The following is a 13,408-nucleotide window of genomic DNA, read 5'->3' on the forward strand; positions in this document are numbered from 1 at the left end:
GGTTCATAATCACCAAAATAGTGCACTGTTTGTGTGCGTTTGTTTACTTTCTCTGCGCCGTTGCACCGTGAAAGGGATCACAAAGCAAGCACCCCTGGGTTGTTTATCGCTTAGGAGTGTGATCTTGTTTGGTCCCTCGCTTAATCCGTGTACAATAGCGCGCTATTTCTAAATGCCTGAGGCAAAGCTGTGATCGAGAATTTGCGTAACATTGCTATTATTGCGCACGTTGACCATGGGAAAACAACCCTGGTTGACAAGCTGCTACAACAATCTGGAACATTGGGTGAACGAAATGACGCCACCGAGCGCGTTATGGATTCCAACGATCTGGAAAAAGAACGCGGTATCACCATTCTGGCGAAGAACACTGCCATTAACTGGAGAGATTACCGTATCAATATCGTTGACACCCCAGGACACGCCGATTTCGGTGGTGAAGTGGAGCGTGTAATGTCCATGGTCGATTCAGTGCTGCTGCTGGTAGACGCAATGGACGGCCCGATGCCCCAGACCCGTTTCGTTACCCAAAAAGCTTTTGCCTATGGCCTGAAACCGATTGTGGTCATCAACAAAGTTGACCGTCCGGGCGCGCGCCCTGACTGGGTCGTCGATCAGGTGTTCGATCTGTTCGTCAACTTGGGTGCAACTGATGAACAACTGGACTTCCCTATCGTTTACGCGTCTGCGTTGATGGGTACCTCCGGTTTGGATCACGAAGACATGGCGGAAGACATGACGCCGCTGTTCGAAGCGATCGTCAAACACGTTGAAGCGCCGAGCGTCGATCTGGACGGTCCGCTGCAAATGCAAATCTCCCAGCTGGACTACAACAGCTATGTGGGTGTTATCGGTATCGGCCGTATCAAACGCGGTCGTATCAAACCGAACCAGCAAGTGACGATTATCGATGCGGAAGGTAAACGCCGTAACGGTAAAGTGGGTCAGGTGTTGGGCCATTTGGGTTTGCAACGTATCGAATCTGAAGTGGCGGAAGCGGGCGATATCATCGCTATCACTGGTCTGGGTGAACTGAACATCTCTGACACCATCTGTGATACCGCTAGCGTCGAAGCTCTGCCGCCGTTGTCCGTGGATGAGCCGACCGTAACCATGTCTTTCGGTGTTAACACCTCTCCGTTCTGCGGAAAAGAAGGCAAGTTCGTGACCTCTCGTCAGATTCTGGATCGTCTGAAGAAAGAGCTGGTACACAACGTTGCGCTGCGTGTAGAAGAAACCGAAGACCCGGATACCTTCCGTGTGTCTGGCCGTGGCGAACTGCACCTGTCTGTGCTGATCGAAAACATGCGTCGTGAAGGTTTTGAACTGGCTGTGTCTCGTCCGAAAGTTATCTTCCGTGACATCGACGGTCGTCGTCAGGAACCGTTCGAAACGGTGACGCTGGATATCGAAGATCAGCATCAGGGTTCCGTGATGGAAGCGCTGGGTCTGCGTAAAGGTGAACTTCGCGATATGAACCCGGACGGTAAAGGCCGTGTGCGTCTGGATTATATTATCCCGAGCCGTGGCTTGATTGGCTTCCGTACGGATTTCTTGACCATGACGTCCGGTACCGGTCTGCTGTACTCCACCTTTAGCCACTACGATGATGTGCGTCCGGGCGATATCGGCCAGCGTCAGAACGGCGTGCTGATCTCTAACGGTCAGGGTAAAGCGGTAGCCTATGCGCTGTTCAGCTTGCAGGAACGCGGTAAGTTGTTCCTGGGTCACGGTGCAGAAGTGTATGAAGGCCAGGTTATCGGTATTCACACTCGCTCCAATGACCTGACGGTCAACTGCCTGACCGGTAAGAAACTGACCAACATGCGTGCTTCCGGTACTGATGAAGCCACCGTGCTGGTGCCAGCGGTGAAAATGTCGCTGGAGCAAGCGTTGGAATTTATCGATGACGATGAATTGGTTGAAGTGACTCCGCAGTCTATCCGTCTGCGTAAACGTCACCTGACCGAAAACGATCGCCGTCGCGCCAACCGCGGGCCGAAAGAGGGCTAATTCGCCGCTCTTTACCAAACCGTTCCAGGGCGCTTACAGGCGCCCTGCCTTTTTTCCTGTCGCGTTTTTCCTTCCTGCCTTCGCCTGTGTTGACCCTGATGATGTGCTTATTGAAGCTCAATACGTCACGTCTGGCTCACGTAACGTCGCGAGGCATACCACAGCCGTGAGTGCCGAGAGCACCGCTAGTACCACAAAGATGCTGTGGAAAGCCGATGTGTAGGCATTATTTGCCAGCTCGATAATGATTCCGTCCCTAATGCTATCCGTAGTGGAAAAACTATCGTGTCCGGCGCTAGCCCCCATTTGATTTGCCATCGCGGTGGCGTTTTTCGGTAATATCAGTGACTCAACCTCGGCCACTGCGTGCAGATTCGCTGCCGTCAAACTCACCAACATGGCTCCGATGGCGGTAATGGCGATGGCTTCTCCGGCGACGCGCATGGTGGTAAAGATACCGGCAGCCATCCCTGCACGTGCTTTGGGAACGACACTGACCGACAAGGCATCCATCAAGCCCCAGGGCAGTCCGTTGCCGATGCCAACCAGCAGCATGGGGAGCGCCATTGACCATAATCCCCCGTCCGGAGACAAGCGTGTCAACAGCCAGGTACCGAGCGCGGAGATGAGAAAACCAATGCCCGACAGCAAACCGGGTGATACGTACTGGGCCGCCCGCCCTGCCAGCAGCGGTACTACCAGCATCGGCGCTGTCAGCGGCACGATAGCCAGGCCTGCCGTAAATGCATCGCGCCCTTGGACGGTAATGAACCAAATAGGCACGTAGACGATCAGCGCGATAAAACTGAAACCGGTCGCCACGGGCAACAACTGGACGCCGATGAAGCGCGGGTAGCGAAACAAGAAGAGGTCCAGCATGGGATGTTGACGCCGACGCTCCACGACAACAAACGCGCCTAGCAGGAAAAGGGTGCTGCCCAATAGCGACAGTACGCGCAGGCTCGCCCAGCCGTCTTGCGGCCCGCGGGCGATGCTGAACGTCAGCGACACCAATGCCGCAGTGAACAGCACCGTGCCAGGCCAATCAATGCCTTTTGCCTCTGGGTCACGAGACTCCCTGATCCGCCGCGTCCCCAGCATCAGAACCAAGGCTGCGATCAGTGCGATGGCAAAATAGAGCGAGCGCCAGCCCAACCGTTCTATCATAAACCCTGAGGCCATTGGTCCGAATGCAAGACCAACACCGAATGCTGTCCCGAGGAAGCTGAAAGCCCGTGTGCGCTCTGCTCCCTCAAACTCCTGCGCCAGTAGCGAGGTGGCTGAGGTGAGTACCAAGGCCCCGCCAACGCCTTCGGCGGCGCGCATCAGATTGAGCAGTAGCAGATTTGGGGTCAAGCCGATCAGCAGCGACATTGTGATGAATATCCAAATCCCTGCCATGAAGCAACGTTTGCGGCCGATTTGGTCGCCGATGGCACCCGCCGCCATCACGCAACTGCCAAATGCGATGGCGTAGGCATTCACGATCCAACTCAAGCTAGATTGATCCCCGCCCAAGTCGCGGCCAACCGCGGGAATTGAAATTGCCGGACCCGTGAATACCAGCGGGATGATAGTGGCACAGACGCAGATCGCCGCCAGTACCTTGTAGCGGTCGCCGGTTGCTGCCGGTATTGGTGTTTTGCTCATTCCTGCTCCAATGTGTCCTCCCGTCGGTGTATCTGGCTGAGGACGTAATGATTTCCTCACAGCTTAATTGATTCGTTTTTATCTGATAATATGATGTGATTGAACATTACCTCTGCAAAAAATGCATATATGAACGGCACGGAGTTTGAGCAGATTACGGCCTTTCTTGCTGCCGTCGAGCATGGCGGTTTCACTGCGGCGAGTCAGGCATTGGGGCGAGATGGCTCCATCCTCTCGCGGCGCGTGACTGCATTGGAAAAGCGCCTGGGTGTGCGTCTTATGGAACGCACTACGCGGCGACTGGCATTAACGGAAGCCGGTGAGCGTTTTTACCAACGCATGCGCGGCGCTCTGCACGTTATGCTGGATATCGAGCAGGACACGGCAGCGGCGGCGGTGGGTGTGCGCGGCACGCTGCGCATCGCCTTGCCCGCCTCCTTTGGTCGGATGTGGATTGCGCCCATTCTTCCGGCGTTCCTCGCCACCTATCCCGATCTTTTCGTAGAAACCGCGTTGGAAGACCGCTATGTCGACCTGGTGGCGGAGTCCTTTGATGCGGCTATTCGCATCGGAACCTTGGCTGATAGCCGATTGGTGGCTCGCAGGTTGGCACCTTCGCGGCGTATGCTCTGTGCATCACCGGCCTATTTGCACCTGCACGGTGTGCCTGCTCGGCCGGTTGATCTTGCTCAACACGCCTGCCTGGGGTTCTCTCGTCTGGCCTCACATCCCCTTTGGACGCTGCGTGATGGCGATAAAATGACGACGGTGCGGATAGCCGGGCCGCTGGTCACGGATGACGCAAGTAGTCTTGTGCAGGCTGCCGTCTCTGGTTTAGGCATCGCGATGGTGTCCGACTGGTTGGCGGGACCGGAACTGTGCAGCGGTCGGCTGGTGCCTGTACTACCCGACTGTCCAGTGGAAAACGACGAGGCTATCTATCTGGTGCATCCCTCTGCGCGACTGGTTCCAGCCAAAACGCGGGCGTTCGGCAGTTGGATTACCCAGGCGCTGGCTACAAGGCCATGGCTGCATCAGGACGTTACTGACTAACGGGCCTCCTCAGGCCTGTTCAATAGCGCCATGCAGGCGGCCTTTTTGTTCGACGGGGTTGCCGTTTTTGTTTGGTCATCGCTATCCTCTTACTGCTAGCCGTGAGTATTTCGTATACGTTTTAGTTATGTTCCTCCCTATTCAGCCGTCATGTTTCCCGCTACAGTGAAAAAACAACCATGACGTCTGGAGGGCGAAATGCTTTATATCTTTGATTTGGGTAACGTTGTCATTGATATCGATTTCAACCGCGTGTTGGGCGTGTGGAGTAAGCTGAGCGGTGTGCCACTCGCCACGCTGAAAGAGCGCTTTACCATGGATGAAGCCTTTGAATTGCACGAACGGGGTGAGATCAGTGATGAAGACTTTGGTGCCCGACTGAGTCAAGAAATGGGCATGCTGCTGAGCTACGAGCAGTTTACTGCGGGCTGGCAGGCCATTTTTGTCGCGCTGCGCCCTGAAGTGCTGGATGTAATGAAGCAACTGCGCCAGCAAGGGCATCGTGCCGTTATTTTGTCCAACACCAATCGCCTGCACTGTGCACATTGGCCCGCCCTGTTCCCTGAAGTGGCCGAGGCCGCCGATAGCCTGTATCTGTCGCAGGATATCGGGATGCGTAAGCCTGAGGCGAGAATTTATCAGTATGTGCTGACCCAGGAGCAGGCAACTCCAGCGCAAACGGTCTTCTTCGATGATAACGAGCAGAATATTGCTGCCGCGCAGGCGTTGGGGATCCACAGTATTTTGGTGACCGATCGCGACACGGTGCCGCAGTTTTTTGCCGAACACCCCGTTCCCCCTGCACACAATACCGTCGCTAACGCGGATAAGCTGTGATAAAAACGGTTGGCATTTTTGATAATAAATCGATTAAAAGAACAGCGGTCCAGGAGTAGTTGTCGTTTATGATTGCGTTAATTCAGCGTGTTACCCGCGCCAGTGTGACGGTGGACAATGCCATTGTTGGGGAAATTGCAGGCGGATTGCTGGTGCTGCTAGGCGTCGAGCAAGGGGATGATGAACGTAAGGCGGCACGGCTGTGTGAGCGCGTGCTTGGCTATCGCATTTTCAGCGATGAGCAGGGCAAGATGAACCTCAACGTGCAGCAAACCGGGGGCAGCGTGTTGGTGGTATCGCAGTTCACGCTGGCGGCGGATACGCAAAAAGGTATGCGCCCCAGTTTTTCCCGAGGTGCTGAACCTGCCGAGGCGGACCGGCTGTATCAGTTTTTTGCCGCCCAGTGCCGTGAACGTGGCACCCACACGGAGACCGGCCGCTTTGCGGCCGATATGCAGGTTGCCTTGGTTAACGACGGGCCAGTCACTTTCTGGCTTCAGGTGTGACAATGTCGTGCGCGTCCGCGCACCCATTGTCACCGATGCGCAGTACAGCCAATCGGAAGGAGGGGGAGGGAATGTATCACCTGAGAGTGCCTGAAACCGCTGAAGAGATGGATGCCTACTACCAATTCCGTTGGGAGATGCTGCGTAAGCCATTGCATCAGCCGTTAGGTTCAGAGCGCGATGCCTATGACGCGCTGGCGCACCATCAGACCGTGGTGGACGAGCATGGGCGGTTGGTGGCGATCGGTCGTCTCTCCATTAATGCCGATAATGAAGCCGCTATTCGCTTTATGGCGGTGCATCCCAGTGTGCGATGCAAAGGGCTGGGCACGCTGGTGGCGATGACGTTGGAATCCGTCGCGCGTCAGGAAGGCGTCAAGCGCGTGGTATGCAGCGCGCGTGAGGATGCGGTTGAGTTCTTCACCACGCTGGGTTTTTCCCTGCAAGGGGAGATCAGCGCACCGCAAACGACCCCGGTGCGTCATTATCTGATGACCAAACCCATTGCTTCTCTGGATGATATCCTGCATCGCCCTGACTGGTGCGCGCAGTTGCAGCAAGCCTGGTACGACCATATCCCCCTCAGTGAGAAAATGGGCGTGCGAATCAACCAATATACCGGGCAGAAATTTATCACCACCATGCCGGAAACGGGTAACCAGAATCCGCACCATACGCTGTTTGCCGGTAGCCTGTTTTCATTGGCGACCCTGACCGGATGGGGGCTGATTTGGCTATTGCTGCGTGAACGGCATCTGGGGGGCACCATTATTCTGGCCGATGCGCATATTCGTTACAGTTCGCCGATTACCGGCCGCCCCAGCGCGGTGGCCGATCTTGGCTCGCTGAGCGGCAACCTCACGCGTCTGGCGCGCGGGCTCAAAGCGCGCGTGCAACTGAACGTCGAGCTGTTTGGCGATGATAAATCCGGCGCGGTGTTTGAAGGGGTGTATATCGTGCTACCCGCGCAGCCTGCCGATCCCTTGGAAAAAGGCGGCTCGGAAGCGGGGTAGCCGCCACGGTCATTAGTGCGCGGTGCTCACTTCACCGTGTTGAATCTGCTGCCTTACGCCAGTGCCATCGCTGGTGGTCCCTTGTAACAGGCCGTTCAGCGTCGGTTTCAGCGGCGTGTTGGCGGCCAGATTTCCCGTTAAGCGCAGTTGCAAATTGCTGTCGGCACTGGGCAGTGTCTCAGAGGGGTGCCAGCCCCAGTGTGTCAGGGTATCCATCGGCACCGAACGCCCGTTTAATGACAGCGTGAACGCACGACCAGGCTGCTGCTCAATAGTAGCTTGTGCCTCGAGCAGGCCACGTTGCGTAAACGCACTCAGCTCGGTAATGGCAATTTGCGCATCGCCCGCGTTTAGCGCGAGTGAAGGACGGCGCACATCGAGCTTGTTAAAGGTAGCATCGCTGGCATTCAGGTTCAGCGTGCCCTGCCAGACGCCCCACTGGTGCTGACGCGCCAGCAACAGGTTATTGCCATAGCCATCCAGCGCGGTGAGCTGGAACGGGAAATCCGGGTTGATATCGATGAGCAGGTTACGGTTGGCGCGGAACTTCTTCACCTCAACGTCGCTCAGCCACTCCGGCAATGTCTTCTGCCAGCGTTCACGCCAGTCCGTGGGCAGGGTGTATTCCATCCCCGCGACCACGACCTCATTCAACGTCAAACGGTGGTTATTGCGCGTCCACATGCCGTCGGTGCGCATCAAGCCGCCTTCCCAGCGGGTGGTAAACTGTTTGATGGCTACCCCTTGCGGCGAAACGGCAAGGTTAACAATAGGATCAATCAGGTGCATGCCACCGTTGACGATATCGCTGGCATTAAACGACAGCGTACCGTTGTCGCTTTCCCAGCTATGCTGGCGGAAGGTGATATTTTGCAGCGTGACGTCGAGATCGCTAAACGCCCAGCCGGGCCCTTCAATGCGGGCATCTACCATATCGAAGCGGGAAACCGCCACCGAAGGCAGTTCAGCCACCGGCTGCCAGAAATCTTCCAGCGATTTGGTGGTTTGTAAACGCACATTGCTCAGGCGCAGGCTATCCACCTGCCAACTGCCATCTTCTGCGCGTCGGGCGTTACCGGTTAACTGGCCGCCCGCAACGTCTGCGCCAAAATTGGTTAGCCTGAGCTGGTTGTTGCTGATTTCACCCTGAATCAGCACCTGGCTGGCGGGGACATCATTGAGGCGCAGCGAGCGCGCGCTGAGTTGAAAATTGCCTTGTGTGCCGAGCAGATGCCCCTGTTCTGGCTGCCAGGGAGTGATGCCACCGTTGATTTGCTGCCCGTTCAGCGACCAATCGCCGTCTTGCGATTGCAGCGCCATGGTGCGCAATTGCAGCACATCGGCCATAAACGGAACGGCAATGCTGCTGCCAGGCAGCAGATTCAAGGTACCGCCTTCCAGTTCCAGGCTGGCAAAGTGGCTCGGTTCTGTCAGCTGACGTGCGCTTAAACCAAAGGACATTTTACGTGCCGCCAGGGTCAACGGCTGCCCTTTGACGCCAAAGGTGACATCGCTGAACACGATATGGTCGGCTTCTGACCAGCTATGCTCGATTTTACCCAGAGTGAGCTGGTAGTCGGTATTGTCATTTACCCATGAGGTGATGCGGTTTGCGGCCCAGTGGGTTTGCAACACAACGTAAACGATGACCAGTGCCAACAGGACTAGCAACAGCAAGGTGAGCAGTAGTTTCCCGAGAAATTTCATCGTATCAGTCCATGCCTTGTCATCGTGAGTACTTGTGTTATGCCGCAATTCTTCCTGCGTCTCAATACTTAACCGTGGTTACAGACAATAAAAAACGGCCAGTGTTTCCACACTGGCCGTTTTATCATACCCAAGTTGGACGCTATTGCCTCTGCCTGGTTTTATTTTTCTTCGTGCGGGAAGACAAGATTCAGAACAATCGCGGTGATACCCCCTGCGGCAATGCCGGAGGAAAGCAGGGTTTTCAGCCAATCCGGTGCGAATTGCAGAATCAGCGGCTGCTGCGATACGCCCAGGCCGACAGCCAGCGACAGTGCAATGATCATGATGGCGCGGCGGTTTAGCGGCTCGCGCGAAACAATGCGCACGCCAGAGGCCGCAATGGTGCCGAACATCACAATAGTTGCGCCGCCCAGTACCGGTTCAGGGATGTGCTGCACAAAGCCGCTGACAGCAGGGAACAGTCCCAGCACAATCAGCATCAGTGAGACGACAAAACCCACGTAGCGGCTGGCAACGCCGGTAAGCTGGATCACGCCGTTGTTTTGGCCGAAGCAGGAGTTCGGGAAGGTGTTAAAGATGGCGGACAGGCAGGAGTTCATGCCGTTCGCCAACACGCCGCCTTTCAGGCGTTTCATGTAAAGCGGGCCGCTAACCGGCTGCTCGGAAACGTCGGAGGTGGCGGTGATATCACCGATAGTTTCCAGTGAGGTCACCATAAACACCAGCATCAACGGGATCAGCAGGTTCCAGTCAAAGCCGAGGCCGTAATAGAGCGGTGTCGGGATCATGATCGCCGCGGTGTGCGTACTGGAGGTGTCTTGCGGCAACATACCCATTGCCCAGGCGGCAAAATACCCGACCGCCATGGCAATCACCAGTGAGGCCACGCGCAGGTAGGGGTTGCGCTGGCGGTTCAGCAGGATGATGACCAGCAGGACGATAGCGGCCAGCGCCAGATTCTTGGGCGCGCCGAAGGTGTGATCGTTCATGGCAGCAAAGCCGCCACCGATCGATGTTAATCCCACCTGAATCAGCGACAGGCCGATAATCATCACCACCACGCCGGAGACCAGCGGCGTAATGATGCGGCGCGCGAGATGCAGGAAGCGGGAAAGGATGATTTCAGTGAAAGACGCCACCATCAGTGTACCGAACAGTGCGGCCATCATGGTGGGCACATCGGCACCGCCATTTTTCAGTGCCAGACCGCCCATGATTAACGGGGTAACAAAGTTAAAGCTGGTGCCTTGAATAGAAAGCAAACCCGATCCCACCGGACCCCAGGTTTTGATTTGCAGAACGGACGCCAGGCCAGAAGCGAACAGCGACATGCTGATGATGTGCTGGGTATCCTGCGCGGGCAAACCGAGTGCCTGGCAGATCAACAACGCTGGCGTAATCACCGCCACAAACATGGCCAGAAGATGCTGACTGGCGGCAAACAACGTTTGCGCTAACGGCGGTCTGTCTTCCAGACGATAAATCAATTCACTGTTACGGGGCGCAGCAGTTGGCGTCTCCGTTTGGGGCAGTTCCGTGGTGGTGGTAGTCATAATCAAGGGCGTCCTGAAACGGCAAAGAGGGCATTTTAATGATCTGCTTTGCAAAAGCAATCGTTTGCGGAACGATTATAAAACAATCTTTTGTCATGCCTGCTGACGGCGGGGATTTTTTGAATACCGCGTTATCAATGTGTGAAAAAACATCGATTTTTTTATCGAGGTAACGCGCAACGCTGCATTTCTCTCTCTGTCAGGTTGGTGAGAAATTATACAAATTACCATATTGAACTACGCTTGATGTGAGGATAAAGTATCCTTAACTTAAGGACGATAATTCGCTATGGAAGCCATTTTTGTCGAACTGCCTGTTTTTGAAAAGTATCGTGCAGAATATCTGACCGATGAGCAGTTTCACCAACTTCAGATGATGTTGTTGGAAGACCCACTATGCGGTGATGTGCTCAAACACACTGGTGGTCTGCGGAAAATCAGATTTAAAGATGAACGCAGAAACAAGGGAAAACGCGGTGGGCTTAGGGTGGTTTATTACTGGTGGAGTGACGAAGGCGTGTTCTACCTGTTTACCTTGTTTGATAAAGACGAGATGAGTGATCTCACCAAGCCTCAGCTTGAGATGCTGTCCAGGGTACTTGAGCAGATTAAAAAGAGGACTGACAAATGACACAGCGCAATCTGTATGACGAATTAATGGGTGGTTTGGAGGCGATGGCGTTACATCGTCAAGGAAAAATCACGCTGAGAACACACAAGATTATTCGTCAACCATTGACGATTGCACCGGCTGAGCTAAAGCGTGTGCGGGAAAAACTGAACCTCTCTCAGGCCGTTTTTGCTCAATATCTGCACACGGGTGAGTCAACCTACCAGAACTGGGAGCAGGGCAGAGCCAGACCCAATGCGCAGGCTGTGCTGTTGATCCGTATGGTTGAGAAAAACCCTGATACGTTACAGACGCTTGCGGCCCTTTAAGGGAAGTTTACTTCCCTTTTTGCGCATCTCACCTAGGGCGCTAGGCATTGGTATAGCGCACCCGCTCCGGTAACCAGCGTTCAATCAGCGCTTTGGCATGTTCGGGATAATGGGCATGAAGATGGCGTGCCACGCGCTGCACTTCGGGGATCAGTGCCTGATCGCGCAGTAAATCCGCCACTTTAAATTCGGCGCTGCCGGTTTGTCGCGTACCCAGCAATTCGCCGGGACCGCGGATCTCTAAGTCCCGTTGCGCAATAACGAAACCGTCGTTGCTGTCACGCATCACCTGCAAGCGCTGCTGTGCGGTTTTACTCAGCGGCGTTTTATAGAGCAACACGCAGTGAGAGGCGATGGCACCGCGTCCGACGCGACCGCGCAACTGGTGCAATTGTGCCAGGCCCAGCCGCTCTGGGTTCTCGACGATCATCAGGCTGGCGCTAGGTACATCTACCCCCACTTCAATCACCGTAGTCGCCACCAGCAGTTGCAGTTCGCCCTGTTTAAACGCCTGCATCACCGCCTGCTTCTCTTGCGCTTTCATCCGGCCGTGCACTATCCCAATCCGCAGGTCTGGCAGCGCAGCCTTCAGCCCTTCGCAGGTGGCTTCAGCGGCTTGTGCTTCCAGCAGGTCGGACTCTTCAATCAGCGTACAGACCCAATAGGCTTGTCGCCCTTCTTCCCGGCAGGCGCGATCGACGCGGGTGATAATATCCTCACGGCGAGAATCGGGAATGGCGACGGTTGTCACCGGCGTTCTGCCGGGCGGCAGCTCATCGATGACCGATGTATCGAGATCGGCATAGGCGGTCATTGCCAGCGTGCGCGGGATAGGTGTCGCCGTCATGATCAACTGGTGAGGATGAAAGCCCTGTTCCACCCCTTTTTCCCACAGCGCTAACCGTTGATGCACGCCGAAACGGTGCTGTTCATCAATAATCACCAGCGCTAACCCACTAAATTGCACCTGCTGCTGAAAAATGGCGTGCGTGCCCACGATCATACTGACCTGACCATTGGCGATGGCCTCTTGCTGCGCCACGCGGGCTTTGCCCTTTTGCTTGCCGGCCAACCAGCCGACCTCAATGCCAAGGGGTTCAAACCACTGGCGAAAGTTGATGGCGTGTTGTTCCGCCAGCAGCTCGGTGGGTGCCATTAACGCCACCTGTTTGCCGTTAGCGATGGCGCGCAGTGCCGCCATGGCCGCCACCAGGGTTTTTCCCGAGCCGACATCCCCTTGTACCAGACGCATCATGGGGAACGGTTTCTCCATGTCGGCTTCAATGTCGTTGATGACGCGCGTTTGCGCCTGAGTCAGCGCGAACGGGAGGGCGGCCAACATTCGCGTTTTTAATTCGTCCTGTGCTTGCAGTGCAAGGGCGCGATGGCGCTGCGCACCGGCGCGTACCGCCAGCATGCTTAAGTGATGCGCCAGCAGCTCTTCCATGATTAAACGCACTTGTGCCGGGTGTTTGCCGTGTTCAAGCTCACTCAGTTGCGTGCCCGCCGGGGGACGATGCAGAGTATGTAACGCTTCAGGCAGCCCGATCATGCCGCGGCTTAGCGCCTGCGGCAGCAGCTCTTCTATCGGCTGTGCATCCAGACGCTCCAGCGCCTGATCGGTCAATTTGCGCAGTGTGGCCTGACGCACCCCTTCTGTGGTTGGGTAAACCGGCGTCAGAGAGGCCTGTAAGTCCACCGGTTGCTGTGCGTCGCCCTGCACGCGGTATTCAGGGTGGATGATTTCCGCGCCGTTCTTGCCTCGCTTGATTTCACCGTAGGCGATAACGTGCTGGCCTGGCGCCAGGCTGTTCTTCATGGCGGCATTGAAGTTGAAGAAGCGCATCGTCAGCACGCCGCTACCGTCACTGATCTGGCAGGTCAGCATGCGTTTGCGGCCAAAGACGATATCGTTGCGCAACACCTCACCTTCCACCGTGGCATAGATACCGGGCAGCAGGTCGCCAATCGCATAAAGGTGGGTGCGATCTTCATAACGCAGCGGCAGGTGCAGCAGCACATCCTGCACGGTTTCCAACCCGAGGCGCGCGAGTTTAGCCGCCTGACTGGCACCGACCCCCGCGAGGGTGTTCAACGGTTGGTTATTCAGCAGGTGGCTTTTCATGGATTGTCT

General features: G+C 55.8%; 11 protein-coding genes. 7 read left to right on the forward strand and 4 right to left on the reverse strand.

The window, feature by feature from the left end; genetic code table 11:
• The first annotated feature begins 189 nt into the window (after positions 1–189).
• Complete coding sequence (typA, locus tag J5069_RS18960) at positions 190–2,013, forward strand: ribosome-dependent GTPase TypA (RefSeq protein WP_264645334.1); 1,824 nt, start codon at positions 190–192, stop codon at positions 2,011–2,013.
• Between the two features lie 117 nt (positions 2,014–2,130).
• Here typA and J5069_RS18965 read toward each other — a convergent pair whose 3' ends face one another.
• The gene (locus J5069_RS18965) at positions 2,131–3,663 is read right to left on the reverse strand and encodes an MFS transporter (RefSeq protein WP_264645335.1); all 1,533 of its coding nucleotides are present in this window, start codon (positions 3,661–3,663) and stop codon (positions 2,131–2,133) included.
• 129 nt (positions 3,664–3,792) lie between these two features.
• Between J5069_RS18965 and J5069_RS18970 the strand changes: the two genes are divergently transcribed.
• From J5069_RS18970 to fabY, 4 genes are all read left to right on the forward strand, one after another.
• The gene (locus J5069_RS18970; protein WP_264645336.1) at positions 3,793–4,716 is read left to right on the forward strand and encodes a LysR family transcriptional regulator; all 924 of its coding nucleotides are present in this window, start codon (positions 3,793–3,795) and stop codon (positions 4,714–4,716) included.
• A 198-nt stretch (positions 4,717–4,914) separates the two neighbouring features.
• Positions 4,915–5,553, forward strand: coding sequence for a glucose-1-phosphatase (gene yihX, locus J5069_RS18975; RefSeq protein WP_264645337.1), 639 nt, complete (start codon positions 4,915–4,917; stop codon positions 5,551–5,553).
• A gap of 68 nt (positions 5,554–5,621) precedes the next feature.
• Positions 5,622–6,059, forward strand: coding sequence for a D-aminoacyl-tRNA deacylase (dtd, locus tag J5069_RS18980; protein ID WP_264645338.1), 438 nt, complete (start codon positions 5,622–5,624; stop codon positions 6,057–6,059).
• A 71-nt stretch (positions 6,060–6,130) separates the two neighbouring features.
• Positions 6,131–7,072: a fatty acid biosynthesis protein FabY gene (fabY, locus tag J5069_RS18985; protein ID WP_264645339.1), complete on the forward strand. Its 942-nt coding sequence runs from the start codon at positions 6,131–6,133 to the stop codon at positions 7,070–7,072.
• 12 nt (positions 7,073–7,084) lie between these two features.
• Here fabY and J5069_RS18990 read toward each other — a convergent pair whose 3' ends face one another.
• Both J5069_RS18990 and J5069_RS18995 read right to left on the reverse strand, forming a co-directional pair.
• A complete protein-coding gene (locus J5069_RS18990) occupies positions 7,085–8,779 on the reverse strand; it encodes an AsmA family protein (protein WP_264645340.1) in 1,695 nt (564 codons plus the stop codon).
• 161 nt (positions 8,780–8,940) lie between these two features.
• Complete coding sequence (locus J5069_RS18995) at positions 8,941–10,335, reverse strand: nucleobase:cation symporter-2 family protein (RefSeq protein ID WP_264645341.1); 1,395 nt, start codon at positions 10,333–10,335, stop codon at positions 8,941–8,943.
• Positions 10,336–10,624: 289 nt separating this feature from the next.
• On the opposite strand from J5069_RS18995, the gene J5069_RS19000 reads away from it, so the two are divergent.
• Both J5069_RS19000 and J5069_RS19005 read left to right on the forward strand, forming a co-directional pair.
• Positions 10,625–10,966: a toxin gene (locus J5069_RS19000; protein WP_264645342.1), complete on the forward strand. Its 342-nt coding sequence runs from the start codon at positions 10,625–10,627 to the stop codon at positions 10,964–10,966.
• Complete coding sequence (locus J5069_RS19005; RefSeq protein ID WP_264645343.1) at positions 10,963–11,274, forward strand: helix-turn-helix domain-containing protein; 312 nt, start codon at positions 10,963–10,965, stop codon at positions 11,272–11,274. The genes J5069_RS19000 and J5069_RS19005 overlap by 4 nt, the downstream gene beginning before the upstream one ends.
• A 40-nt stretch (positions 11,275–11,314) precedes the next feature.
• On the opposite strand, the gene recG is transcribed toward J5069_RS19005, so the two are convergent.
• Entirely contained in the window at positions 11,315–13,399 is a 2,085-nt protein-coding gene (gene recG / locus J5069_RS19010; protein ID WP_264645344.1) for an ATP-dependent DNA helicase RecG, read from the reverse strand.
• Positions 13,400–13,408 lie beyond the last annotated feature (9 nt).

Origin of the sequence: Candidatus Symbiopectobacterium sp. NZEC127, assembly GCF_025962675.1 — a bacterium.
GTDB lineage: Bacteria > Pseudomonadota > Gammaproteobacteria > Enterobacterales > Enterobacteriaceae > Symbiopectobacterium.